The organism is Thermococcus aggregans, assembly GCF_024022995.1.
Lineage (GTDB): Archaea > Methanobacteriota_B > Thermococci > Thermococcales > Thermococcaceae > Thermococcus_A > Thermococcus_A aggregans.
Genome location: NZ_CP099582.1, coordinates 1009881 through 1033879, shown reverse-complemented (window position 1 = coordinate 1033879; position 23999 = coordinate 1009881). Strand labels below are relative to the sequence as shown.

General features: G+C 45.5%; 26 protein-coding genes and 1 pseudogene. 20 read left to right on the top strand and 7 right to left on the bottom strand.

From position 1 onward, the window contains the following. Positions 1–296: 296 nt before the first annotated feature. The 3 genes from NF865_RS05835 (at position 297) to NF865_RS05825 (ending at position 1195) form a co-directional block, all read left to right on the top strand. Positions 297–560 (top strand): hypothetical protein, encoded by a 264-nt coding sequence (locus NF865_RS05835; protein ID WP_253303849.1) that lies wholly within the window; start codon positions 297–299, stop codon positions 558–560. A gap of 163 nt (positions 561–723) precedes the next feature. Then, on the top strand, positions 724–897 hold the full coding sequence (locus tag NF865_RS05830; protein WP_253303848.1) for a zinc finger domain-containing protein: 174 nt from the start codon (positions 724–726) through the stop codon (positions 895–897). A 10-nt stretch (positions 898–907) separates the two neighbouring features. Then, positions 908–1195 carry an elongation factor 1-beta gene (locus NF865_RS05825; protein ID WP_253303847.1) on the top strand — a complete coding sequence of 96 codons (288 nt, stop codon included), beginning with the start codon at positions 908–910 and terminating at the stop codon, positions 1193–1195. A gap of 61 nt (positions 1196–1256) precedes the next feature. Here NF865_RS05825 and NF865_RS05820 read toward each other — a convergent pair whose 3' ends face one another. Then, positions 1257–2273, bottom strand: coding sequence for a tetratricopeptide repeat protein (locus NF865_RS05820; protein ID WP_253303846.1), 1017 nt, complete (start codon positions 2271–2273; stop codon positions 1257–1259). A gap of 153 nt (positions 2274–2426) precedes the next feature. Here NF865_RS05820 and thsB point away from each other — a divergent pair, with 153 nt between their 5' ends. Further along, complete coding sequence (gene thsB / locus NF865_RS05815; protein ID WP_253305580.1) at positions 2427–4064, top strand: thermosome subunit beta; 1638 nt, start codon at positions 2427–2429, stop codon at positions 4062–4064. A gap of 11 nt (positions 4065–4075) precedes the next feature. Here thsB and taw3 read toward each other — a convergent pair whose 3' ends face one another. Together taw3 and NF865_RS05805 are read right to left on the bottom strand one after the other, a co-directional pair. Next, the gene (gene taw3, locus NF865_RS05810) at positions 4076–4669 is read right to left on the bottom strand and encodes a tRNA(Phe) 7-((3-amino-3-carboxypropyl)-4-demethylwyosine(37)-N(4))-methyltransferase Taw3 (protein WP_253303845.1); all 594 of its coding nucleotides are present in this window, start codon (positions 4667–4669) and stop codon (positions 4076–4078) included. Positions 4670–4700: 31 nt separating this feature from the next. After that, entirely contained in the window at positions 4701–5048 is a 348-nt protein-coding gene (locus NF865_RS05805) for a thioredoxin family protein (protein WP_253303844.1), read from the bottom strand. Between the two features lie 368 nt (positions 5049–5416). On the opposite strand from NF865_RS05805, the gene NF865_RS05800 reads away from it, so the two are divergent. Further along, on the top strand, positions 5417–6718 hold the full coding sequence (locus NF865_RS05800) for a dicarboxylate/amino acid:cation symporter (RefSeq protein ID WP_253303843.1): 1302 nt from the start codon (positions 5417–5419) through the stop codon (positions 6716–6718). Positions 6719–6744: 26 nt separating this feature from the next. Here the strand turns inward: NF865_RS05800 and NF865_RS05795 are convergent, their stop codons facing one another. Continuing rightward, entirely contained in the window at positions 6745–7134 is a 390-nt protein-coding gene (locus tag NF865_RS05795) for a transcriptional regulator (protein WP_253303842.1), read from the bottom strand. Positions 7135–7342: 208 nt separating this feature from the next. Between NF865_RS05795 and hcp the strand changes: the two genes are divergently transcribed. Further along, positions 7343–8683, top strand: a complete 1341-nt coding sequence (hcp, locus tag NF865_RS05790) for a hydroxylamine reductase (protein WP_253303841.1) — start codon at positions 7343–7345, stop codon at positions 8681–8683. Between the two features lie 190 nt (positions 8684–8873). Continuing rightward, entirely contained in the window at positions 8874–9947 is a 1074-nt protein-coding gene (locus NF865_RS05785) for a M24 family metallopeptidase (protein ID WP_253303840.1), read from the top strand. 78 nt (positions 9948–10025) lie between these two features. Here NF865_RS05785 and NF865_RS05780 read toward each other — a convergent pair whose 3' ends face one another. After that, positions 10026–10841: a hypothetical protein gene (locus NF865_RS05780; RefSeq protein ID WP_253303839.1), complete on the bottom strand. Its 816-nt coding sequence runs from the start codon at positions 10839–10841 to the stop codon at positions 10026–10028. Positions 10842–11206: 365 nt separating this feature from the next. Here NF865_RS05780 and dmpI point away from each other — a divergent pair, with 365 nt between their 5' ends. Both dmpI and NF865_RS05770 read left to right on the top strand, forming a co-directional pair. Continuing rightward, a complete protein-coding gene (gene dmpI, locus NF865_RS05775; RefSeq protein WP_253303838.1) occupies positions 11207–11401 on the top strand; it encodes a 4-oxalocrotonate tautomerase DmpI in 195 nt (64 codons plus the stop codon). Positions 11402–11559: 158 nt separating this feature from the next. Further along, positions 11560–12987, top strand: a complete 1428-nt coding sequence (locus NF865_RS05770; protein WP_253303837.1) for a hypothetical protein — start codon at positions 11560–11562, stop codon at positions 12985–12987. A gap of 104 nt (positions 12988–13091) precedes the next feature. On the opposite strand, the gene NF865_RS05765 is transcribed toward NF865_RS05770, so the two are convergent. Both NF865_RS05765 and NF865_RS05760 read right to left on the bottom strand, forming a co-directional pair. Beyond that, positions 13092–14471: an MATE family efflux transporter gene (locus tag NF865_RS05765; RefSeq protein ID WP_253303836.1), complete on the bottom strand. Its 1380-nt coding sequence runs from the start codon at positions 14469–14471 to the stop codon at positions 13092–13094. Then, complete coding sequence (locus tag NF865_RS05760; protein WP_253303835.1) at positions 14468–14884, bottom strand: MarR family winged helix-turn-helix transcriptional regulator; 417 nt, start codon at positions 14882–14884, stop codon at positions 14468–14470. Before NF865_RS05760 ends, NF865_RS05765 begins: the two co-directional genes overlap by 4 nt. A gap of 82 nt (positions 14885–14966) precedes the next feature. On the opposite strand from NF865_RS05760, the gene NF865_RS05755 reads away from it, so the two are divergent. From NF865_RS05755 to NF865_RS05705, 11 genes and pseudogenes are all read left to right on the top strand, one after another. Beyond that, entirely contained in the window at positions 14967–15434 is a 468-nt protein-coding gene (locus tag NF865_RS05755) for a flavodoxin family protein (protein ID WP_253303834.1), read from the top strand. A gap of 91 nt (positions 15435–15525) precedes the next feature. Continuing rightward, positions 15526–16485: a ThiF family adenylyltransferase gene (locus NF865_RS05750; RefSeq protein ID WP_253305579.1), complete on the top strand. Its 960-nt coding sequence runs from the start codon at positions 15526–15528 to the stop codon at positions 16483–16485. A 1-nt stretch (position 16486) separates the two neighbouring features. Continuing rightward, complete coding sequence (thiI, locus tag NF865_RS05745) at positions 16487–17578, top strand: tRNA uracil 4-sulfurtransferase ThiI (RefSeq protein WP_253303833.1); 1092 nt, start codon at positions 16487–16489, stop codon at positions 17576–17578. 47 nt (positions 17579–17625) lie between these two features. After that, positions 17626–18147: pseudogene (locus NF865_RS05740) on the top strand (ferritin). A 153-nt stretch (positions 18148–18300) separates the two neighbouring features. Then, complete coding sequence (sufC, locus tag NF865_RS05735) at positions 18301–19026, top strand: Fe-S cluster assembly ATPase SufC (RefSeq protein ID WP_253303832.1); 726 nt, start codon at positions 18301–18303, stop codon at positions 19024–19026. Next, positions 19023–20450, top strand: a complete 1428-nt coding sequence (sufB, locus tag NF865_RS05730; protein ID WP_253303831.1) for a Fe-S cluster assembly protein SufB — start codon at positions 19023–19025, stop codon at positions 20448–20450. Before sufC ends, sufB begins: the two co-directional genes overlap by 4 nt. Further along, positions 20450–21583 carry a SufD family Fe-S cluster assembly protein gene (locus NF865_RS05725; RefSeq protein WP_253303830.1) on the top strand — a complete coding sequence of 378 codons (1134 nt, stop codon included), beginning with the start codon at positions 20450–20452 and terminating at the stop codon, positions 21581–21583. The genes sufB and NF865_RS05725 overlap by 1 nt, the downstream gene beginning before the upstream one ends. Before the next feature lie 346 nt (positions 21584–21929). Further along, positions 21930–22787 (top strand): FTR1 family iron permease, encoded by an 858-nt coding sequence (locus NF865_RS05720; protein ID WP_253303829.1) that lies wholly within the window; start codon positions 21930–21932, stop codon positions 22785–22787. A gap of 80 nt (positions 22788–22867) precedes the next feature. Beyond that, complete coding sequence (locus tag NF865_RS05715; RefSeq protein ID WP_253305578.1) at positions 22868–23260, top strand: CoA-binding protein; 393 nt, start codon at positions 22868–22870, stop codon at positions 23258–23260. Between the two features lie 2 nt (positions 23261–23262). After that, positions 23263–23637: a DUF302 domain-containing protein gene (locus NF865_RS05710; protein WP_253303828.1), complete on the top strand. Its 375-nt coding sequence runs from the start codon at positions 23263–23265 to the stop codon at positions 23635–23637. Positions 23638–23751: 114 nt separating this feature from the next. Further along, positions 23752–23970 carry a heavy-metal-associated domain-containing protein gene (locus NF865_RS05705; RefSeq protein ID WP_253303827.1) on the top strand — a complete coding sequence of 73 codons (219 nt, stop codon included), beginning with the start codon at positions 23752–23754 and terminating at the stop codon, positions 23968–23970. The last annotated feature ends 29 nt before the right edge of the window (positions 23971–23999 follow it).

Sequence of the window (23999 nt, the reverse complement as noted above, 5' to 3'; positions counted from 1 at the left end):
AGAAAACTGTAGAAATCTGAAAAAAGCGTTTTATCAAAGTTTGGCCACCATAAACTTTTCTCTTCCCGCTCCTTTATTTGGATTGATGACAAATAAGACAATAAAACTAAGCATCGAATTGACAAAATTTGAGTATTTTCTTAAATTGATTTGACATTTTAGCAAATAAACAACCAAAAATTTAATCAACAATAAGGCCAGTTTAAAGGCGGTGATAGCTATGAGGGGGGAGTGGGAAACCAATCGATAGGAAAAATAAAGTGGACTATTCTGAAATTAACATTCTGGGTGAAATCTTGAGAGAGGGTATATACTGGGCCTATATGGGTCGGCCGTTTGAAGTGTTACCATTTCTGAGGGGCAAACTTCTAAGCAAAATAAAGAAACTCCATGGAGGCTCTAAAGAAGTGGAAATGAGGCTAGAACTAGTCCTAATGGAGTTAGAAGCGCTATACAAGCAAATCAGCATGTCTAATAAAGTGGATAAAAAGCAAATAGAAGAGATTTTAGCATACAAACAGAAATTTGTAAATCTCATATCGTTTGAGGAAGATTTATAAGCCCCTTCCTTTTACTTTTGTCAGGGATGATGAGGGAGATTTCGACAGACAGATGAAGAGACTCGCATGGTCTGACCCTCTCGAAAGTTTTATAAATGGACTCCCTTTATTGCGTTAAGAGTCACGATAACAAAAACCTCATTTCTAAGGGAGGTGGTTTGGAATGGCAGAAAGCATACCTGTATGTACATCATGCGGAAAGGAGATAACACCAAGAGAGCACGCTACACACTTCATATGCCCAAATTGTGGGGAAGAAGTTATATGGAGATGTGAAAGCTGCCGTGTCCTTGGGGTAACATACAAGTGCCCCAAGTGCGGATGGGAAGGACCTTGAGGTGGAAAAGATGAGCGATTTCAATTTGGTAGGAGTTATTAAGGTTATGCCAACTGACCCAGAAGTGAACCTTGACGAACTTGAAGCAGCAATCAGAAAGACACTTGAGGAAAAGTTTGGAGGCAAATACGGAATTTCAAAGATTGACAGGGAACCAATTGCATTCGGATTAGTTGCACTCAAAGTTTACGTACTTGGAAAAGACGCTGAAGGATATTCTTTCGACGAAGTTGCAGAAGCATTTGCCCAATTGGAAAACGTTGAAAGTGCTGAAGTTGAAACCGTTTCCAGATTCTGATTTTTAGCTTTCCGTTATATTCTCTTTTTAAAACCTCTTTGTAAAAAAGAGAATGAAGGGATCAAAGGTTAAGGTTTAAGACGCTTGTTCCAATCTTCTTAAGCTCGCCAAGTAGCTCTTTGAGTTCTTCTACAGTTATACTCTCATACAATTTTGTGTATTGGTTTTCCAAGCCTTCTTTGAGTTTTGCAAGTTCAGCTACAGCTTTGAAGAATTTCTCGTATTCTTTGTTTATTTCTTCAAAAGCCTCCGCTAACCTTTCCACATTCTCGTAGATTTCTCTGTACATTTTCTCCTCGAAAAGCTCTGCTATGAAGTTGTACAGAGCCTCAAATGCAATGCTGAAAATCTCTTCATCATCGACTTCTAAGGATTTTAAGAGAGCTAGCTTAAGAGAGTGAAAAGCTTTTTTGAAGTCCTCTTGTGCAGCCTTTATCTCAGCTTCGACTATCCGAGCGTTGGCTTCGATTTCTGCATCTCTGGGAGTTTTTAGGATTTCTGATAGAAGCTCTTCTGCTCGTTCGTAATCGCCAAGCTCATAATAGAAGTGGGCCAAGTCAAGCAAGCTTACAAGGTAATTCCTTTCGTCGCCTATCTCCTTAAAGATTGCACTTGCCTTTTCCATGAGTTCTATTGCTTTTTCTGCTTCTTCCAGCTCATCATAGTTTATTGCAATGTGTGCCAGTGTGAGTGCTTCTTCTTTTTTATTTTCAAGTTTTCTTTCAAGTCCCAAAAGGTTTTCATAAGTTTCTATTGCCTTTTCTGGCATTCCAAAATGCTCATAGGCATCTGCAAGATGATAGAGGGCGTCCAAGTATTTTTCTCCCTGACCCCTATACTTTTCCACAAGTCTCTTGTAAACCTCTAATCCCTTTTCCAGCTCATCCAAATGAGCGTAGATATGAGTAATTTCATGAGCCAGCTCATAAGCTTCTTCGCATTCTAGGGCAAGTTCTTCGAGTCTTTGGAGAATCTCTCTAAGCTCCTCTTCGCTTTCAATAATTTCTAGGTAATCATCAAGGTACTCGAGGACTTTCTGGCAATCCTTGCTTTCTAATGCTTTTTTAAACTCTTCCATTCTCCTTCCACCGTGTTTTGTTTGAAAAGCAGTTTAAAAAGATTGACCGAAAAATTTATAAATAGCACAAAGGAATGGATAATCGGAATGAAAACGTATTGTAACTAAAAACTCCCCGCATATAATAAATAAAAAAGTGGGGGGTGGGTGGAGATGGCCCAGCTTGCAGGCCAACCAATATTGATTCTTCCTGAAGGAACCCAGAGATATGTTGGAAAGGACGCCCAAAGATTGAACATCCTTGCTGCAAGAATCGTTGCGGAAACAGTTAGAACGACTCTTGGGCCAAAAGGTATGGACAAGATGCTTGTTGACAGCCTTGGAGACATAGTAATTAGCAACGATGGTGCCACTATTCTTGATGAGATGGACATTCAGCACCCAGCGGCTAAGATGATGGTCGAGGTCGCAAAGACCCAAGACAAGGAAGCTGGAGATGGTACAACAACAGCAGTTGTTATCGCAGGTGAACTCCTAAGAAAAGCCGAGGAGTTGCTCAATCAGAACATCCACCCAACAATAATTGTTAAGGGTTACACTCTTGCAGCCGAAAAGGCTCAGGAGATACTTGAAGGCATTGCAAAAGACGTTAGTCCGATGGATGAAGAAATACTCATGAAGGCTGCAACAACAGCCATAACTGGAAAAGCAGCTGAAGAAGAGAGAGAATACCTCGCAAAACTTGCTGTTGATGCAGTAAAGCTTGTTGCAGAAGAAGTTGACGGTAAGTATCAAGTTGATATTGATAACATCAAGCTTGAGAAGAAGGAGGGTGGAAGCGTAAGAGACACCCAGCTCATCAAGGGTGTTGTCATCGATAAAGAAAGAGTCCACCCAGGAATGCCAAAGAAAGTTGAAAATGCCAAGATTGCACTCATCAATGAAGCACTTGAGGTCAAAGAGACTGAGACCGATGCTGAAATTAGAATCACAAGCCCAGACCAACTACAAGCATTCCTTGAGCAAGAAGAGAAGATGATCAAAGAAATGGTTGACAAGATCGTTGCAACAGGTGCAAACGTTGTCTTCTGCCAGAAGGGTATTGACGACTTGGCACAGCACTACCTTGCCAAGGCTGGAGTCTTGGCAGTGAGGAGGGTTAAGAAGAGCGATATGGAGAAGCTTGCTAAAGCAACAGGTGCAAAGATCGTCACAAACGTTAGAGACCTTACACCAGAGGACCTTGGTTATGCAGAGGTCGTTGAGGAGAGGAAGGTTGCCGGCGAGAACATGATCTTCGTTGAAGGCTGCAAGAATCCAAAGGCAGTGACAATCCTCATCAGAGGTGGAACAGAGCACGTAGTTGACGAAGTCGAGAGAGCCCTCGAAGATGCAATCAAAGTCGTCAAGGACATCGTTGAGGATGGAAAGATCGTTGCTGGCGGTGGAGCAAGCGAAATTGAGCTTACAATCAGACTCGACGAATACGCAAAGCAAGTGGGTGGAAAAGAACAGCTTGCCATTGAAGCCTTTGCTGACGCATTGAAGGTTATCCCAAGAACCCTTGCAGAGAACGCAGGACTTGATCCAGTAGAGACACTCGTCAAGGCCATTGCTGCCCACAAAGAAAAAGGTCCAACAATCGGTGTAGATGTCTTCGCAGGAGAACCAGCCGACATGGTTGAGAGAGGCGTCATCGAACCATTGAGAGTCAAGAAGCAAGCCATAAAGAGCGCAAGCGAAGCAGCAATAATGATACTCAGAATCGACGACGTCATTGCTGCGAGCAAGCTCGAGAAGGAGAAAGAAGGCGGAAAAGGAGCAGGTGGAGAAGAAGAAACTGAGTTCTGAAGTCTCTTCCCTTATTTCTTAAGTTTTTCAATTTCATTCTCAAGTCTTCTAAGCTTTTCCTTGGCTCTTCTAAGCTGAAGGTTTGCCATTTTGACTATCTTCTCAAGATAATCTGTGCTTACCCACAATTCTCCATCTTTGCCCAAGGGGACGTCCATTCTCTCGGTAGAACGTATCTCAACAAGAAGTTTCTTGTGGCTCACGCTTTTGATATTAGAGTACTTGAAACCAACACCTATAGCCAAGTTGAGGAATCTTACAGCGTCTTCCAGAGTTCTGGCGGAAACGTGCAGGATAGGGCTTCTCACGAGAAACCAGAGCTGACCTTCCTTATACTTCTTAATGGCTTCAAGTACTTCTTCGAGAGAGACTTCACGATGCCACTTGCCAAGCCATATTGCATTGAGCTTGTCTCCCAAATCAGGCATTTGCATAACGCTTATCCTTCCGGAGCATGAAGATGTGGTAAAATAGTTTTCGAGGGAGTTTATTTTGTCTAACAGGGATATTATGTCACTATCCACTAATCCCTTTTTTAGGGCATCGTTTAGACTTTCTAAGGCTTTCTTTTTTTGAAGATCAAAATTTTTCTCATACAGAAACATGGGAGAAATTAAAGAGGGTAATTTTTAAAGTTTATGCGGAGAGATATTGCCTAACCCTTCTTTCAAATTCAGCGAAGTTTGGTACACCTATGAATTCAACACGATTGTTTATCAAAATCGTTGGAGTTCCCATAATATTGTGCTCCATTGCCTTTTTCTGTCCTTCTGGAGTTGCAACACTTATCTCCTTCGCTACGACGCCCTCGTATTTCTTCTCCAACTCTTTTGCCATTTGGACTGCTATTGGGCAGTATGGACAGCCGGGAGCAGTAATGACTTCGATTATGACTTTCGGTTTTTTGGGTTTAACTTCAATCATTCCCGCTTTCTTCATAAGTTCGAGCATCTTCTTTCTCCTTATCATCTCCAGTTCATCCATTCTCTCACCTCTAAGAAAACTTCAAGTGAAAGAATTTAAAAATGAATTTATGAAGAAATTTTCAACAATAACAGGACAAATAGCAGGGATAGTTTGATAGTTTTTAATTCCCTTAAGAACTTCATTTGTTTGGTGAGATTCAGGACTTCTAATTGAGTTTGCATTATAGACGAATTTGGGTAATCAATCTTGTTAAGGAACATCTTAGATTTTTTTGCAACTACGCTGGTTGCTAATATGCTTTATTGAATATTATAACGCACTGATGTATCAATGGAACTTAATTAGCACAAAAGGTTATATATCACAAGCATATGACAGTTAAGTGTAAAAAAGTTCAGGATTAAATGTGGTGGGGGGTGAATCGCATGAGCATTGTAAAAAAGTACACTAGCATACCCCTGCCCTATAGGGTCGGGGTTGCATTCTTGTTGGGTGTTGCATTCGGATTGGCTCTTTGGTACTACGATATGGCAAATGCCAGCAATCTCGGGGAAAGGATAGCAACGTACATCTCACCTTTTGGTGCAGTGCTCGTAAGGATGCTCAAAATGGTCGTTATACCAATAGTGTTCTTCTCCCTTATAGTTGGTTCTTCAGGACTTTCACCAAAGAAGCTGGGAAGAGTTGGAGGAAAAGTCATCCTATGGTACATGTTTACTTCATTCATAGCAGCTATGATTGGAGTGAGTATTGCCATGTTTGTACACCCTGGACAGGGAGTTGCAGTTGACGTCGAGAAGTTGGGAAGCTCTATGGGAGAAGGCGGCCCCTCCATAACTCCACCAGCGGGTCTGACTGACTTGATTCTCAAGATGTTTACCAACCCATTTGAGGCACTGGCAAATGGAGAGTTCCTCCCAATAATAGTCTTTGCACTCCTCTTTGGTCTTGCGGCAAGGGTTCTACTTGACCATACCCAAAATGAAACTGAAAGAAAGCAGATTCAATCAATACTCGACTTCGCCGCAGGTGCGAATTCAGTAATGTTCAAAATAGTATCTTGGATTCTGGAGTACTTCCCAATAGGTGTGTTCTCACTTGCAGTTGTCAACTTCGGTCTCTATGGACCTTCAATCATCGGGCCCTATCTGAAGGCGGTGCTGGGTGTCATTTCGGGAATTGTCATAATGATATTCATTGTTTACTCAATACTCATCTCCGTTTTCCTCAAGGAGAACCCAATAGACTTCTTCAAGAGGGCCAAGGAAGTCATGATAACATCGTTCTTCACTAGGAGTAGTGCCGCCACACTTCCAGTTACAATCAAAACGGCAATAGAGTCATTTAGAGTAAAGAGAGAGCTTGCAGAGTTCTCCCTTCCAGTGGGTGCAACGATAAACATGAACGGAGTGTGTATACATCTCCCAATGTGGGCGGTCTTTGCAGCGGATGTCTTTGGCATTGACCTTACAATCGGCTCCTTGGCCATAGTGATAATAACTACAGTACTGTCCGCAATAGGCGCTGGAGGAGTTCCCGGAGGAAGCTTAATGTTACTGTTTATAGTCCTTGGAACTTTAGGCCTTGAGCCAAGCCAGATATCAATAATCGTCGCTCTTGCCTTAGGAGTCAACCCACTCATAGACATGTTCGAGACAATGAACAACGTTACCGGAGACCTGTGCTGTACTTATATCGTGGCAAAGAAAGAGGGTATGCTTGAGTGACTTTTTTCTTTTTTCTTTGTTTACTATTATCCGCCAAAAAGCTCAAGACACACTCCACATTCTGACGGATTAACCTCGGGGTCGATCTTCGCATGCAATGAGCAGATATAGCCCTTCCCAATCATTTTGAGTGAAATCTCTATGAGTCTCCTATGAATGCAGTACTCGTCAGGCTTTTTTCTGATAATTTCATCGGCAAACGAGCGGAGCTCAGTGTCAATGTCCGGGAATTTGGAGATATCAACTAAAGCCCCTCTGTCCATGTTGAGGTAGCGTGAAACGGCAGACTGCGTTATGTGGAGGAGCTCGGCTATCTTGGTCTGTTTAAGCCCTTTCTCGTAGAGCAGCTCAACTAACCTTCTTCTAAGCGACGGATAAACGTAGCGCGAGGCAACTTCAAAAGCGTTGGTCTTCATGTCACATCTTATGACAAGTGGAATATATAAACCTTTCTGTCAAGTTTTCCAAATTTCTTATAATGACATAAGTTATATTCCTTCTTTAGGTTAATAAACCGCAAAGCTTTTATGAAAAGTCTTTCAATAACAAATTGGATTATGACACGTGTCATAAACGGAGGTGTTTAAAATGGCGATAAGACTTCCAAAGGAAAAGGAATATAAGATGTTATGTAATCAATGCTCTATGAGTTTAATGGGCGGATGTACAGTTCAAGGAGTATGTGGAAAAGATCCGGATTTAAACTCCCTTCAGGAGGCCCTGCTGTACGGCATAAAAGGAACCGCAGCTTACTACTACCACGCCCTTGAGGTAGGCTACGACGACCCGAAAATAGGACACTTCCTAGCCGAGGCACTTTACTCAACCCTAACAAATGTCAACTTCGATAAGAACCGCTTCATTGAGCTTATTCTCGAAAACGGAAGGGTTCACCTTGAGGCCATGAAGCTCCTCGATAAGGCTTATGTCGAGACCTTTGGGAAGCCGGAACCGGTCGAAGTGCCCACCGGAACCGTCGAGGGCCACGGCATACTCGTCACCGGCCACAGTTACAAGGCTCTATACGAGCTCCTTAAGCAGATCGAGGAGATAGGCCTTGAGGATGAGCTCAAAGTCTACACTCACGCGGAGATGTTCCCGGCCCACGCTTACCCGGAGCTGAAGAAGTTCAAAGCCTTATACGGCAACTGGGGAGGTTCGTGGCTCTACCAGAAGAAGGAGTTTGCAGAGTTCCCGGGAGTTATTCTAGGTACAAGTAACTGTGTCCAACAGCCCACTAAGGCTTACAAAGATAGAATATTCACGACCGGAATAGCGGGCCTTGAAGGGGTCCCCCACATCGAGGACTACAACTTCGAGCCGCTCATAAAGCGTGCCCTTGAGACGCCGAAGATGCAGGCCTACGACGGCGGAAAGCTCCTAACCGGCTTCCATCACACGAACGTCTTAGCAATGAAGGACAAACTGCTGGAGCTTATCCAGGAGGGCAAGATAAGGCACATATTCGTCGTGGGCGGATGTGACACGCCCCACAAGGGAATGAGCTACTACGAAAGGCTGACGGAGCTTATTCCGAAGGACGCGATAATACTCTCGGCCGCGTGCGGTAAGTTCCGCTACAACGCTAGGGACTACGGCACCATTGATGGAATCCCGCGCTTCCTTGACTTCGGCCAGTGTAACAACGTCTACTCCATAATTGAAATCGCTGTTGCCTTGGCGAACGAGCTTGGAATGGACGTGAATTCCCTGCCGGTGAGCATAGTCCTCAGCTGGATGGAGCAGAAGGCGGTGGCGATACTCTACTCGCTCCTCTACCTTGGGATCAAAGGCATCTATATAGGACCAAAGGCTCCGGAGTTCCTGACTTCCAACGTGTTCGAAGTCCTCAGAAAGCAGTTTGACTTAAAGCTCATTGGAGACCCAGAGAAAGACCTCAGGGAGATGCTGAGCAAGGGAACAAAATTGGAAGAGGACTCACCGCTCGCAGAGGATCTTGACTGAGTCCTGCTTCTCTTCTTTTTCAAATTTGTGGATAACTTAAGAGGAATATATGCGAAAATCATATCTTCTCTAATCTTGCCGGCTTCCTCAATGTTAAGCACCCATTGTACTATCTGGCGGTTTGGCCCTGCTGGCTGGGGGATAGGTATTTATATGATTACGAAGGCAATAATAAGTAGAGGTTATGCATATGATGGAAAAGGCAGAAATATTTAAAAAACGGATAAAACGATTTCAAGAGCTTTTAAAAAGAGAAAACATCAATGGTGCTGTTATAAGAACTCTCTCAACATTTGTTTACTTCACTGGAACAAAGTGGCTTAGGCCATCTCTTTTAATCCCTGCAGAAGGCGAACCTACTGTCATAGTTGCTAAGGGAGAAGGTGAACTTTTCAAACAGAGAAGCTGGATTAAGAACGTAATAGAGTTTCAAAAGACGGAAGAACTTATGGCTAATGTAACAGTTTGGATAAAGAAAAACGGGTTCAACACTATTGGGATGGAATTCAGCATTGAGAGAGATGCTTATATTTTATTCTATGAGCTCTTTAAAAAGCTAAACCCCGGAGTTGAGATCGTCGATGTAAGGGCTCTTTCTATGGAGCTTAGGATGATAAAGGATGAATGGGAACTCGAAAAGATAAGAAAGGCCGGAAAGATAGCGAAAAAAGGAATGAAAGTGGTAGAGGAGGAAATAAACCCTGGAAAAAGTGAGCTTGAAGTTGCTGCGGAAATTGTGAGGGAACTTATGATTAATGGAAGTGAAGAGCCCAAGGTATACGTTTCTGCTACTCCAAGGGTCCATGCAGAGCCCTTCAGAGATGCAGAGATTAGGGAAGGAAAAGTTGTAACAGTGGTCATTGGAGCTGATTGGGATCATTACTATGCTAACATGTCCCGTTCTTTCCCAGTTGGCAATATAAATGAAAGAGCTAAGCTGGCACTCAATGCCATGGAAGAAGCTTATACAAAAGCTGTAGAATTTACAAAGCCCGGAATTAAGTTTATTGCCGTCGAGAGGGAACTCGAAAAAATATATCGGGAGAAAGGTCTTATTGATGCATATATCACTGGTTACGCGCATGGGGTTGGTTTGCTCATCGAGGAAGACCCAATAACGACCATAGTTGTCCCCCATAGGGCGATGGAAGTTAAGGAGAACATGGCACTTGCAATGGTTCACGCTCCGCTCATGATACCCGAAGGAGCAGTAAAAAAGGAAGACACTTTTATAGTTGGAAAACGTTTGGAGAAAGTTACCTAAAGTTGCCGTTTTATTTTTACAAGACTGTTTAGGGGTTTTTAAGCCCTTTCAGTTGTTAAAAAAGAAAAGAATAAACAGTCAAAAGGCCCCGGTTCCAATTCCACAGATCTTTGCGAAGGGACATATGGAGCAGTCCTCTGTGTATGGCTTTAAAGGAGGCTCTCCTTTAACTGCTTTAGTTATTTCTTTGGCCTTCTCCATGTCTTCATCTTCGCCCTCCAAAACTAGTGTTACGCTGCCTTCTGCTCCGCCAGCACCACCAGCGGCTATTGGAATAGCATCTACGTTAGCAAGGATTCCGTATGCCTCGACTTCAGTTATTGGGATAGCATGAGGAATTGGAACGAGAGCCGCGTAGAGACCAGTACCCCAGTCGAAGGAATGAATACCTGTAAGCTTGGCACTCTCCTCGACTGGTGTCGGCACGAACTTCTCCAAGCTTATGGGCGTTATCGTGAAGACGCCCTTTGTTATTGTCCAGCCGAAAGTCCTTCCGATTGTTCCACCGTCGGGGGCCGCAGCAAAAACGGCGACGTTCCAATTGATGTCAATAGCATTTGCACCCTTGATAAAAACATCCTCTGGTCCCATCTCCTTAAGAGCCTCTAAGGGGTCTCCTTCGTATGGTTTCCCTTTGTAAAGAACGAGATGCTTTGGCCACGTCTTCTTTGCAGTTACACATGTCCTTCCTTTGCTTACCGTTCCAACTGTCCACTTTTCCTTTTCGATTTTCTCTCCTAAGATTTCTTCAGCAATGTAAGCGGCTGTTGTGCCTGTTGCTATATAAACGAATCCGTTTTTGAGTGCGTGCTGAACTTCTTCCATAGCCACAACCGCTTTGGCAATTAAGCGCTTGCTCTCGGATGGAGTTAGAGTTACAAGAGCTCTTTGCATGAAAAATCACCTCATTAAATTTTGCATTTTAACCTTATTAAAATTATGGAAAAAGAAACTAAGGTGAGTCTATAGCGGCTCTAACGTCTTCAAGAGGTTCTTTAATTACATCCACAACGTCGTCTGCTGTATTTATAGCGATATATGCACTTTCGTCCTTTTCATAAAGCAACACTGGGCATGGTGCAAATGAGCCCCCTCAAGTGCTTTAACGACTTCTTCAAGCTTTTCACCGGCGCAGAATTTGCAGACTTTAGCGTCCATTAACATCACTATGCCTCTTAACAATGGAGAGGTTACGGTTCTTATGTTACTCTGCGAGGATTTTTAAATATCTAGCACAAAAATAAGCCTTGGTGATTGCTATGCCGACGGTAATAGTTGAAGGACCGAAGGCTGATGCGGAAACCAAAAGGGAGCTTGTTAGGAGAATAACCGAGGTCGTTAGGGAGGTTTACAAGATACAACACGTGACCGTGATAATCCACGAGAACGAGCTTGAGAATGTCGGTGTTGATGGTGAGCTTCTTTCAGACGTTATAAAAAGGAGGAAGGGTTAATCTGGGGTTTTCATTTTTATTTTATGTTTTGCCGGTGATCTTGAGTATTTTTGAGTTTGCATAGCGAGACTCCACTTTGACAACACAATTCTAGCTTTTCCTTGAACAACAACAAGTTTTAAGGATAAAAATGTTTACTACATCTAAGGTGACTTAAGTTGTCTAGGAAATGGGTTATGGCGTTGTTAATAACAGTATTAATCACTGGAGGACTCATAGTAGGTGTCATGAACCACCTTGCGGGGAATGAGAAAGGCATAACAAAGATACTGGGCTACGATGTGTACAGGATTGAAGGGTCAGGGAAGTACGTCATATACTACCCCCTACCGAACGGGAGCGTCAAGGTTCTGAAGAGGAGCAAAGCCAGCGGGATACTTCCCACCTTCGTGAAGGTTCCGAGGCACGAGTGGGTCAAAGCCCTCTCAACGGGCGAACAGGCACTCTACGCCCCACCAACGCCCCTAATTCTTTACGTGACCGACGACGGAAAACTGGGCATGAAGAGCATAACTTCAAGTCGTATCAAACTTGAAGGCACTGAAGCTCTAGACTTGAAAGGGGATTACAGTGACCAGAGCACAGGCTCCTGCCCGAATGGGTATATTGACTTCGGAGGGAGGTATTGCCTGATTTCCACATGGGACTTCTACTTTGAAAGCAGTGCCAAAACTAAAACCTTCGACGAATGGGTGTCGGTCTTTGGACTGAAAATAGAGAACAACGTTGCAGAAAAAGTGGACTTTGACTGGGATCTCGTTCTAAGTAGGAGTACCTACAGTTACTGGACGGTCGGAATTGACGTGGGCCCTTTCACGGTTCTCAGCGTGTCTAAAGGGGAAAACTTCGAAGGATGGTCGCTTCAGATAAGCTACGATTCTACTTCGGGAATCACAGTGCATGAAGACCCCTGGGAGCGGTACCTTAACATCAGGGTGGAGTACATCGTTACCCATGCGGAGGTTCCGGCTTATGATAAGTTAATGGGAGAGTACACCGAGATAGAGGTTGTCCAAACTTACCCGATTATGATACACAGCACTGGATCGTATACCATAGAGGAATCCGCTTCAAGCGGCGTTTACTTTAAAGAGTCCTCTGGCAGTAACCCTCCGCAGATTACAAAAACTCCCCATATTTGGAGGGTTCCAGAAAATACAAACTGGGAAAGAGATTGGATATCAAATACCGGGGTTTATATCCAAGCCATATACCTGAGACAAGTTCAGAGGGATGATTTTACGTCGAAATCCAGTTTTACGATTCCAATTGGGGCTGCTGCCGGCAGATACCTCTCAAGTGTTAACCCTACACTTGCAAAACTCGCCAACACGATTGGCATAACGTTTGGATTTCATACGTTTGAAAGTGCTATTTCGATCGCAGAATACGATGTTGAACTCTTGCCGGCGAAAGACTGTTATTCAATGTATAGTGTTTTGGGTGTAAATGTCGAAGATAAGGGTGTTACGGTTGATGTCCCAGTGATTTTTGGTATTATAAGCGATGGCATGTCCCCACCACTACCCTGCAGCCCTGACGGAATATGTGTGGAATCTGTCGAGCAGACCCCAGAAAAGTCCTAAAAGGGTTTTATTTTTGGTTTTGTCAATTTTTCTTCCCTTTTAAACTGCTGGAATGCCTGTTTTATGTGCCTCGTTTTGTTGTGGGACTTTAAAAAAGAAATGGGCTAAGCAGATTCTTGGAAAGCCCGCTTCAGCGCTCTTATCCTCAGTCGTCCCCAGGTAAAGCCTGTGATAGCTGCCACCATGTTGCCTATAACGATGCCGAGCCATACTCCCCTGAGGCCCAGCCCGGTGTAGTGGACAAATGTGTAGGCAAAGCCGACCTGCATAATTAGGGTTCTGAAGATCGTCAAAACTAATGATTTTTCTCCCTCTCCTATGCCTTGGAACATTGCGGAAGTCATCATGCCGAATGGCGTAAGGACGAGGAATATCGGAAGCGTCTTAAGGGCGGAGATGAGCCCGGGCTTTATCGCCTGGGCGGTCTCCGAGTACGTGAATAAGTAAGCCACCTGCGAGGCGAATATGATTATGAAGGCGACCACTCCGAGCTCTATCATTAATGCAAGCTTTATGGCGTAGAGATAAGCTGTCTCGAGCTTCTCAATGTTCCTCTCACCGTAAGCCGCCCCGGTGACGGCGGTCGTAGCAGTGGCCATTCCCAGTATCGGGACTATTCCGAGCATCGTGACGCGCCAGGCGCTCGTGAAGACGGCGACACCGTTTTCTCCACCCGCAGTTATCGCAACGCGGTTGAGGAAGAACATAGCTATGGACATGGAGAGCTGGGAGAGCGACGCTGGAAGCCCGACGCGCAGTATGTCCTTGAGGATTTCCCAACTCGGCGAGAAGTCCTCGAGCGTTACGTCCACATAGGTGTCTCCCTTGATAAAGAGCCAGTATGCTATGAAGATGGCAGTAACCACCATCGAAAGCAGGGTCGCGTAGGCGGCTCCAACAACTCCAAAGCCAAGAGTGTAGATGAATATTGGGTCGAGGAGGATGTTGAGGCCCGAGCCGAGCACCATTGCGAGCATTGCCCTATTTGCATCCCCCTCTCCCCTTAGGATGCCGTTTCCGACGTTGTTGAAGACGGCCACGAATGCCCCTATGAGGAGCACCCTCGCGTAGTCTATGGCCAGCTCAACGGCTTCACCTCTGGCGCCCATTGACCTGAAGAGCGAATCTATTGTGGGGAGCATGGTGAGCGGTATGACCACACCCAAGAGGAGCGAGAGGATAACAGCGTGTACGGCGACGTTGTCGGCTCCTTCTTTGTCTCTGGCCCCTATTCTCCTTGCTATTGCGGAGCTTGCCCCTATACCTAGACCAGCGGCGAGTGCTATAATCCCCGTGAATACTGGGAAGAAGAGGCCTACGGCAGCTAAAGCGTTTGGGCCGAGGCCGGAGACCCATATCCCGTCGGCAAGGTTGTATATTGTCTGCACAAACATACCTACCATCATTGGGATTGAGAGCTTGAGTATTGCCTTTTTCGGGTCGCCCCTTAAAATCTGGACGCCTTTTGTCATCTTTTCGCTCATTTGCCTCCCTCCAGCCCGTTTATCGCTTTTTTAAGGAGAAACAGGAACTCAGATTTTTCTTTGCCCGTCATTTGGGAGAACATCTTTTCCTCAAGCTCCTTTCCAGCTTTCTCAATGGCCTTAAGTACCTCAAAGCCCTTATCAGTTAGCTCGACGGTGTATGCCTTCCCCATGCGCTCCCTTTTTACAATTCTCTTTCTCTCAAGGGAGGAGAGCACTTTTGAGGCCGTTGATTTGGAGACGTTCATCTCTTTTAGGAGGTCTTTCTGGGTCTTTGCACTCTTCAGGTGCACTAGGGCTTTGAACTCAAGGAACGTAACTCCTAACTCCTCGAGCCGCTCCTCAAAGGCCTTCCTCATGGCCCAGTAGAGTTCCGATATGAGATCGCATGCCTTTTCACTCTTTGCGGGCACGGTTTCAATTGAAACTTTGACTTTAAAATCTTTCTCAGAAACACATATTAATCATGATGGTGATTTTAGCCTAGGGATATTCATGAAAACGCTTGTTGTATTTTATTCAAGGAGGGGAACTACAAAAAGAGTCGCCCAAGAGATTGCTAAAGCTCTCAACGCTGATGTTGATGAGGTAATAGACAAAAAGCCCCGAAAGGGAATTTTGGGCTTTCTAAGAGCTGGCTACGATGCAACAAGGGGTAAGACAACGGAAATAGAGTTTGAGAAGGATCCTTCCAAGTACGACTTGGTGGTTATTGGAACTCCTGTCTGGAACGGAAGAGTAACCCCCGCTATAAGAACTTACCTACTCCAAAATAAGGATAAGATTAAAAACGCTGCCTTTTTCTGCACTTTCGCGGGAAGGGCGGGAAAATGCCTTGAGCAGATGGAAAAAATTCTCGGAAAGAAGCCCCTTCTCAAGAAAGTCTTAATCAGGAAAAGACTTGATGAAGGAATAAAAGAGCTCGTGGAAGAGCTGAAAACATTAACGGGCTCTACTCTTTGAACCGACTTCCGAGCATTGATTTAATTTTGATTTAATTTTGAAATGATTAACTTCATAAACCTGTTTTCGTATTTTTTTTTCGGTGAAGGGTATGATGGATTTTTCGAGACATTTCCCGATCATAGGCATTGAAGGACAAAGAAAGCTGAGCGAGAGTACCGTGGCGGTCGTTGGTGCTGGCGCGCTTGGGAGTTGGGAAGTTTACTTCCTCCACAAGCTCGGAGTAGGAAAGATAATCGTTGTGGACAGGGATTTTGTAGACGAGAGCGACCTACCTAGGACGATATATACCAAGGAGGATGTCGGAAAGCCAAAGGTCGAGGTTCTGAAGGAGAGATTTGGGGTCGAAGGTCATTTCGAGGATCTGAATCCCTCAACGGTTAATCTTCTTGATGAAGCTGGTCTGATAATAGATGGAACGGACAACATATACACTAGGCAGGTCATAAATGACTATGCTGTGAAAAACAACAAGCCATGGATTTACGTTGGAGTTCTTTCAACATATGGAAACATAATGCCGATAATTCCGGGCAAGACAGCGTGCTTTAGGTGCTTTATGCCCAAGTTACCTTCGAGACCAATGCCTACCTGTGCGGTAGCGGGAATTATGAGTTACGTTCCACCCTTAGCAGCTTCAATAGCAGTTGCCCTTGCGGCAAAGATTCTCTTGGGTGAAGAAGTCAAAAGCGAGCTCATATTCTTTGACACAAAAACCTTGGACTTTGAAAAGGTCGAGGTGCCCAGAAGGGAAGACTGCCCTGCATGTGTAAGGCGAGAGTTTGCCTTTTTAGAAAAGCGGATAAAAATAGAAAGGCTTTGCGACGGCTCGATTCAGATAACACCCCCAGAGCCTATGAATATAAACCTCGATGAATTCACAGAGAGACTCGAAAAGCTTGGCATTGAATATCTAAAAACCTCCCAGTTTATTCAGTTTGAAGATGAGGATTACGAGATATTGGTCTTCAAAAGCGGGAGGATGGTAGTTAGAGGGGCCGAGGAGGAAAGAGAAGCAAAGAACTTATTTGCAAGATACTTGGGTGGTTGACGTGATAATAGTAAGATACGGTGAGATAGCGATAAAACGAGGAAAGAGAAGGGAATTTGAGAAAAAGCTAGCCGAGAACATCGAGAAAATTCTGAAAAGAAAAGACATAGCAGGAAGGGTAAAGATAATAAGAGGGCGGATTCTCGTTGATGCCCCCGATGAAGCGGCTCAGATAATAGCAAAAGTGCCCGGCGTGGTTTCAGTATCTCCGGCGAAGGTTATGGATTACGAAGAAGTTCCTAATTACCTCAAAGAGGCTCTTAAAAAGTTCAATCCAAGGAGCTTTAAGGTTGAAACCCAAAGACTAGATAAAACCTTCCTTAAAACTTCCGTTGAAGTCAACAAAGAAATAGGCGCGTTTATTGTTAAAGAATTTGGCTGGAAAGTTGATCTGGAAAATCCAGAACTTGTCGTGGGCATAGAGATAATAAACGGAAAAGCTTATGTGTTTTTTGAGAAAATTAAAGGTGTTGGGGGCTTGCCTGTTGGCACGCAAGGAAAGGTTGTTGCTCTCTTAAGCGGGGGCATAGATTCACCGGTTGCCGCTTTTTTAATGTTGAAAAGGGGAGCCGAGGTAATAGCGGTTCACTTTGACCAAGGAAAAAACGCAAGAAAAGTGGTTGAGAAGGTCGTGGAAATCCTCAGCGATTATTCCCCCGAGCCGATAGAGCTCATAGTGGAGAATCATTTTGAAATTCTCAAGCCCTACGTGATTACGTTGAACAAGCTTAACAGAAGGGAATGGACTTGTGTTGTGTGTAAGGTTGCTATGCTTAGAAGAGCTGCGGAGATAGCAAGGGAGAAAGGGGCTTTAGGGATAGTAACTGGTGATTCCCTCGGCCAAGTGGCTTCACAAACTCTGACGAATCTCTATTTTGAGACAATGAGCGTGGATTTCCCAATACACAGACCGCTCTTGGGTTTTGATAAAGAAGAGATAGTTGCTATAGCTAAGAAAATAAAAACTTACGATGCCTTTTTGGAGTACCCTTACTGCGATTGTCCCTTCAGGCCTGAGAGAGTTGTGACTCAGGGCAAATTGGAAGAATTTGAAAAAATTAGAGCGGAGCTGAAAAAGGAAGGGATAATTTGAAACAAATACTTAAATAGTTGGAAAACCAAATTAATTTGGTGATCAAGATGTTAAGTGAAAAAATGCTGAAAGCCTTAAATGAGCAGCTGAATAGGGAACTTTATTCCGCATACCTATATTTTGCAATGGCAGCCTATTTTGATGACATGAACCTTGAGGGCTTTGCTAACTGGATGAAGGCCCAAGCCGAGGAAGAAGTTGGCCATGCTTTGAGATTTTACAACTACATCTATGACCGCAACGGCAGAGTTGAACTCACTGAGATCCCACAACCACCAAAGGAGTGGGAGAGCCCGGTGGAAGCTTTTGAAGCCGCTTATGAACACGAGAAGTTTATAAGCAAGTGCATAAACGAGCTCGCTGCTCTGGCAGAGGAAGAGAAGGACTACCCAACGAGGGCATTCCTTGAGTAGTTCATAAACGAGCAAGTCGAGGAAGAGGCCAGTGTCAAGAAGGTGCTCGATAAGCTTAAATTTGCCAAAGACAGCCCGCAGGTTCTCTTTATGCTTGACCAGGAGCTCGGTCAGAGACAACCACAGCTCCCGTCTCTTTTAATACAGGGAGAATGATTTCGTTTTTCTTTCTTTCTGCTTTGAAACTCTCTTCTTGCAAAAATGCTTTTATGCTCTGTCGAGTATCTTTGATTACCCATTTTTGTGTAGAAAACCTTTAAAAGCGATTTTCCTTACACAAAAATGTACCGATAATGGACGGTGATGGTCATGTTGAAAGTGGAAAACCTGAGAGTTAAAGTTGAAGACAAGGAGATTCTAAAGGGTATAACTCTCACCGTTGATAATGGAGAGCTTCATGTTGTCATGGGACCAAATGGAAGCGGTAAATCTACTCTGGCTTTGACTATAGCAGGTCATCCAAAGTATCGAGTAGTGGAGGGAAGAATTATCTTTGAAGGTGAAGACATTACTAACATGTCTCCAGAGGAAAGGGTCAAGAAAGGAATTTTTCTAAGCTTTCAGCATCCTGTGGAAGTTGAGGGAGTTAAAGTTATCCAGTTCCTCCAGAGAGTTTTGAAAAACCTCAAGGGTTTAGACGAGATAGCAGCTTATGAGCTTATCTTTAATGCCGTTAAAGAACTTGGATTGGATGAGTCAATACTTACAAGGTTCTTGAACGTTGGATTCTCGGGTGGAGAAAGGAAAAAACTTGAAATGCTTCAAGCATACCTCGTGAAGCCGAAACTTCTTATTTTAGACGAGCCAGACAGTGGAGTTGACGTTGATTCTCTGAAGATGATAGCCGGCGTTATAAACAAACTCCATGAAGAAGGCACTTCAATTCTCTTAATAACCCACTATGGAAGGATATTGGAACACCTCAAGCCCAACAAAGTGCACGTCATAAAGGATGGCAAGATAGTTGCTTCCGGTGGTATTGAGCTAGTGAAGATGATAGAGGAAAAGGGCTTTGCGGCGGTGGAGGCAGTATGAGCAGACATTCAAAGCTTGAAGAGATTTTGAAGGCGGGTTCTCTTGAAGAGATACTTGGCACAGCCGTTCCATACCCAAAGGAGATAGAGCTGAAGGGAAAGATTAGCAGGGATACAGTGGAGGAGCTTTCAAGGATAAAGAAAGAACCTGAGTGGATGCTCAGGCACAGATTGAGGGCTTTAGAGCTTTTCGAGAAGCTTCCAATGCCAAAGTGGGTCGTTGGAATTGAGGAGCTCGACTTAGACAACCTAATCCTTTATACAAAGCCTGAACTCCAGAAGGAAGTGAAGGATTGGGATGACTTGCCCGAGAACATAAGAAGAACCTTTGAGAGGCTCAACATCCCAGAGATAGAGAAGAAGTTCCTATCCGGACTAACGGCAGTGTTTGACAGCGAGAGCGTCTATTCCCAGCTTAAAGAGGAGTTCGAGAAGAAGGGCATCGTAATGCTCCCAATGGAAGAAGCCGTAAAGAAATACCCAGACTTGGTTAGGAAATACTTTGGAAAAGTTTTCCCGCCGGGAGAGCATAAGTTCTCAGCTCTGCACCACGCCCTATGGAGCGGCGGGGCGTTTGTATATATCCCGAAGGGAGTTAGGGTGCCATTTCCAATTGAAGCCTTTTTCGTAATAGGCTCCGCCCTTGAGGGCCAGTTCGAGCACACCCTCCTTGTGGCGGACGAGGGGAGCTACGTCCACTTCATCGAGGGCTGCAGCGCACCGATGTATAAGGGCTTCTCCTTCCACGATGGCATGGTCGAGATATACGCCCACAAAAACGCCACTGTCAAGTTCACAACGATACAGAACTGGAGCAGGAATGTCATCAACTTCAACAACAAGCGTGCAATAATCGAGGACAACGCCTACGTCGAGTGGATAGAGGGGAGCATAGGGAGCAAAATAACTTACACTTACCCGTCGAGCGTCTTGAAGGGCGACGGCGCGAGGACAGCTCAATACGTCGTTTCGCTCAGCAACGGGCCGTTCCTCAAGGACACCGGAGCGAAAAGCATCCACATCGGAAAGAACACCAGCTCGAAAATAGTCTCCAAGAGCATAAGCGCCAATGGTGGAATAAACATCTACCGCGGCCTCGTCAGGATAGCCAAAGGGGCCGAGGACTCCACGGCGACGGTTTCCTGTGACTCGCTCATCCTCGACGGGGAGAGCAAAGCCTACACTTACCCGCACAACCAGAACAACGAACCGAGTGCGAGCATAATCCACGAGGCAACTACTGGAAGACTAAGCGAAGACAAGCTCTTCTACCTCAACGCAAGAGGAATAAAGGAAGAGGAAGCCAAGAGCCTCATAGTGCTCGGCTTCATAAGCGATATCCTCGAAGGCCTGCCCTTCGAGTACGTCGAGGTGCTCAAGAAGGTCATAGAGCTTGAGTTCAGCGAGGTTGGAGGTGTTGGCTGATGCGCTCTAACGGACTTTCTAAAGAGCACGTTCATTCAATCACGAGAGAGGCGCTTGAGACGCTCACATACCAGAAGTACGGCGACAGCCCGACGATTAAGAGCTATACAAACTGGAAGCTCTTCGAGGAGAACTCGCCACTCAAGCTACCGATTGAAGCGAATGCGGGAAGCGTTGAAATTAAAGCCAATGTGCTTATATCGGGAAGCGAAGCGAAGTTTGACCTCCCGAAGGGCGTTGAGCTGAGCGAAGGGACTCTAGGGCTTTCCCAACCAGAAGAATCGAGGATACTCGGCTTCCACTTCTACGCGCTCAAAAAGGCTTACCGTTTGAAGATCACCGAGGATCTGCTTGAGCCGCTTGTTATAGTCTCCCACCTTTCGGAGGGGGCATTCATAAGCCATCACATCAGCATAGAAGCCGAGAACGTCAAAGCTCCGATAATAATCTACGACATGGGTGAAGAAGGGACAAAATCTTTTGTTGTCGAGATCAAGGCCAAGAACGCCGAGTTTGAACTTCTCACCGTCGGGAAGCACAAAGGTCTGTCGCATTACCTCTTGAGAGCGAGCCTTGGAGAAGAGACAAGAGTTAAAGCTTTCACCATTATTAGTGGAGGCAAAATGAGCCACCACCGCGAGGACTACTCCCTTGAGGGAGCAAAAAGCGAACTAGTATTGAGGGGGATGCCAATAAGCATAAACTCTGCTGTTGACTATCTCACCAACGTCCTCCAGTACGGGGAAAAGACGGTGGGTGAGACGAGAGTTCAAGGGTTCTCTTACGAGAACGGTTGGACAGTTCACAGAGGAGTTGCAAAAGTTTTTGAAAGTGCCAAAGGCTCTTCGAGCGAGGTTAACTCCCACATTATCATCATGGACAAGGGTTCTCTTGGTGTCAGTGTGCCTATGCTTGAAGTGGACACAGGGGAGATTGAGAATGCATCACACTCTTCGAGCGTTGCCCAGTTCGACGAGGATGCGCTCTTTTATCTCCGTGTCCGTGGATTGACGAGAAAAGAAGCGTTGAATTTGTTTGTGCACGGAATTGGAGAAGCACTAAGTGATCACCTTGAGAAGTTAAGGTCAAAGGCAAGGAGCAATATAAAAGAGCTCACTGAAGGGCTGTTGTGAGTAGCTTTGCTCTTTTTAACTTTTTGCAGTGATAACCTGTCAGCAAAACAACTGAGGGAATCTGGTTGGAAAGACATGATTAAGGTTTCCATTTTGTAAAATTTTTTCTGCAGTAATTTTGTCAACCTTTGTCTGGGTTTTCTTTTTTCACAAACTGGAAAGTTTGATAAGGTATTCATGGTATGAAATCCTTATTTGGAGCCTTTTTGGTTTGAATTCGACATATGCAGTTGATGAGTAATGTTATGTTTTCTTTCCATTTTACAATGTTTTCAATTTGGCAACGGTAAAACTCATAAGCCGCCCTACAAATATTAGGTTGGCCTAAAAGATTGGGGGTGAACCCATGAACGTTGGAGCTTTCCTCATAACGTTTAGAGAGGCACTTGAGGCGGCCATAATAGTGGCGATAATAATTGCGTACCTCAAACGCACGGGCAGAGAGAAGCAAATTAAAGACGTGTGGACTGGAGTTGGGCTGTCCGTGCTTGCGAGCGTAGTCCTTGGGGCGGTAGTTCTAAAGCTCTACGGCGGTCTGGCCGAAAAAGAGCTCTTTGAGGGGATAGCTTCCTACCTCGCGGTGATAGTGCTCACGAGCATGATTTACTGGATGGCCACCAAGGGCAAGAACATCCGGGCGGAGATAGAGAGCAAGGTTAGCACGGCGATATCGCCCCTGGCCCTGATCGGCTTTACCTTCATAGTCGTCTTCAGGGAGGGGCTTGAGACCGTCCTCTTTCTCACGCCGTTCATGACGCAGGACCTGGCGGGCACTCTCCTCGGGCTCGTGGCTGGATTGGCCGGGGCACTCGTGCTTGCCTACATGATATACGGCGTTGGAATGCGCATAAACCTCAGGACGTTCTTCTACTACAGCTCAATCCTGCTGGTGTTCGTCGCGGCGGGGCTGGCGGGCTACGGCACCCACGAGCTCATAGAGTGGGCAGAGGAAGAGGGCATGCACCTCGGCTTCATTGAAGAGCCCGCCTACAACCTTGGCATATCCGAGGACAGCGTGTTCCACCACAAGGGCGCGATAGGCTCAATCTTCGCGGTGCTGTTCGGATACTCCGTGAAGATGGAGTGGGGGAGGGTAATAGTCCAGTTCGGCTACCTGATAGTTGCCTTCTATCTCGTGCTGAGGGCCTACGGCAAGGAGCTCCCTCTGAACTCACGGGGCTCTAAAGTGAAGAACAGGAGCTGATTCAGCTTCCCTTTCTTTTACCCATTTTTGCCCAGCAACGTATAAAAAGGGTGAATTTTGATTCAAGCTTGGTGAGAAAGATGAACCCCAAAGAGTTCAGGAAGATAGCGCTCGTCGGGGCCAGCAAGAACCCGGCCAAGTACGGCAACATAATCCTGAAAGACCTCGTTAGTAAAGGGTACGAGGTTCTCCCGGTGAACCCCAAATATGACGAGATAGAGGGCCTGAAGTGCTACCGGAGCGTCAAAGAGCTCCCCAAGGACGTTGACGTGATAGTCTTTGTCGTGCCCCCAAAGGTGGGTCTCCAGGTGGCTAAGGAAGCAGTTGAGACCGGCTTCAAGAGGCTCTGGTTCCAGCCGGGGGCGGAGAGCGAGGAGATACGGGAGTTCCTGGAGAACGCAGGGGCGGAGTACAGCTTCGGTAGGTGCATAATGGTGGAAACCGGCGATAGGAAAATGTTCCTGGAGGTGTGAGGGTGTTTTACCACGTGAGGAAATTTGAGGAAGACCTGGACTTCGTGTGGGAGCGCTTCAAGAAGAGGCTTGAGGAGGATGGTTTTCTACTTATAGGGGAGAGGATTCCGGTTGCGATAACCGAGACTGTGGATGGGATAATAGCGGACTATCATCTTCTCTTCATATGCCACAGTGAGCTGGTGGAGGAGCTGGTGAGGATAGACCCCAACATCGGGGCACTGCTTCCGTGTACCGGCTTTGGTTATAGGAAGGAGGACGGGAACTACCTCGGCGTCACATTGCCGAGCGTCGCCTGGAAAATCGCCGGGAATGAGGTAGTGAAGCTCATGAAGCCTATGGAGGAGAAGGTGATAGAGATAATCGACTCCCTTTGAGAAGACATAACTTGAACTTTCTTTCAATTTTTGAAGCTCTAGCGTTTCCAAGTTTACAATTTGGGAATGATAAGGACAATAAGCTTTGGGGCATATTTTAGAACGGTGATGCTAATGACGAAGGCGGTTTTGAAAATACCGAATATGAGCTGCAAGCACTGCGTCATGAGGATAAACAAGGCCATAGAGAGCGTTGGAGCGAAGGGTGAGGTCAGCCTTGAGAAAAAGAAGGCGGTAGTCGAGTTCGATCCCGGAAAGGTTACTCTAGATGAGATCATCAACGCAATAAAACGCTACGGCTACGAGGTTGAGATCGGCGGAGATGGCTGCTGAGGTTGGCTTTTTGACCCTTGACTCCCTGA

What these genes read in the sequence shown, in the direction of transcription:
- taw3 (WP_253303845.1), bottom strand. Translation starts at nt 4,669, where the DNA reads ATGTTTCTGTATGAGAAAAATTTTGATCTTCAAAAAAAGAAAGCCTTA.
- NF865_RS05725 (WP_253303830.1), top strand. Translation starts at nt 20,450, where the DNA reads ATGCGCTCTAACGGACTTTCTAAAGAGCACGTTCATTCAATCACGAGA.
- sufB (WP_253303831.1), top strand. Translation starts at nt 19,023, where the DNA reads ATGAGCAGACATTCAAAGCTTGAAGAGATTTTGAAGGCGGGTTCTCTT.
- NF865_RS05705 (WP_253303827.1), top strand. Translation starts at nt 23,752, where the DNA reads ATGACGAAGGCGGTTTTGAAAATACCGAATATGAGCTGCAAGCACTGC.
- thsB (WP_253305580.1), top strand. Translation starts at nt 2,427, where the DNA reads ATGGCCCAGCTTGCAGGCCAACCAATATTGATTCTTCCTGAAGGAACC.
- NF865_RS05830 (WP_253303848.1), top strand. Translation starts at nt 724, where the DNA reads ATGGCAGAAAGCATACCTGTATGTACATCATGCGGAAAGGAGATAACA.
- NF865_RS05800 (WP_253303843.1), top strand. Translation starts at nt 5,417, where the DNA reads ATGAGCATTGTAAAAAAGTACACTAGCATACCCCTGCCCTATAGGGTC.
- NF865_RS05765 (WP_253303836.1), bottom strand. Translation starts at nt 14,471, where the DNA reads ATGAGCGAAAAGATGACAAAAGGCGTCCAGATTTTAAGGGGCGACCCG.
- NF865_RS05825 (WP_253303847.1), top strand. Translation starts at nt 908, where the DNA reads ATGAGCGATTTCAATTTGGTAGGAGTTATTAAGGTTATGCCAACTGAC.
- hcp (WP_253303841.1), top strand. Translation starts at nt 7,343, where the DNA reads ATGTTATGTAATCAATGCTCTATGAGTTTAATGGGCGGATGTACAGTT.
- NF865_RS05750 (WP_253305579.1), top strand. Translation starts at nt 15,526, where the DNA reads ATGATGGATTTTTCGAGACATTTCCCGATCATAGGCATTGAAGGACAA.
- NF865_RS05805 (WP_253303844.1), bottom strand. Translation starts at nt 5,048, where the DNA reads ATGGATGAACTGGAGATGATAAGGAGAAAGAAGATGCTCGAACTTATG.
- dmpI (WP_253303838.1), top strand. Translation starts at nt 11,207, where the DNA reads ATGCCGACGGTAATAGTTGAAGGACCGAAGGCTGATGCGGAAACCAAA.
- NF865_RS05715 (WP_253305578.1), top strand. Translation starts at nt 22,868, where the DNA reads ATGAACCCCAAAGAGTTCAGGAAGATAGCGCTCGTCGGGGCCAGCAAG.
- NF865_RS05820 (WP_253303846.1), bottom strand. Translation starts at nt 2,273, where the DNA reads ATGGAAGAGTTTAAAAAAGCATTAGAAAGCAAGGATTGCCAGAAAGTC.
- NF865_RS05755 (WP_253303834.1), top strand. Translation starts at nt 14,967, where the DNA reads ATGAAAACGCTTGTTGTATTTTATTCAAGGAGGGGAACTACAAAAAGA.
- NF865_RS05720 (WP_253303829.1), top strand. Translation starts at nt 21,930, where the DNA reads ATGAACGTTGGAGCTTTCCTCATAACGTTTAGAGAGGCACTTGAGGCG.
- sufC (WP_253303832.1), top strand. Translation starts at nt 18,301, where the DNA reads ATGTTGAAAGTGGAAAACCTGAGAGTTAAAGTTGAAGACAAGGAGATT.
- NF865_RS05785 (WP_253303840.1), top strand. Translation starts at nt 8,874, where the DNA reads ATGATGGAAAAGGCAGAAATATTTAAAAAACGGATAAAACGATTTCAA.
- NF865_RS05795 (WP_253303842.1), bottom strand. Translation starts at nt 7,134, where the DNA reads ATGAAGACCAACGCTTTTGAAGTTGCCTCGCGCTACGTTTATCCGTCG.
- NF865_RS05780 (WP_253303839.1), bottom strand. Translation starts at nt 10,841, where the DNA reads ATGCAAAGAGCTCTTGTAACTCTAACTCCATCCGAGAGCAAGCGCTTA.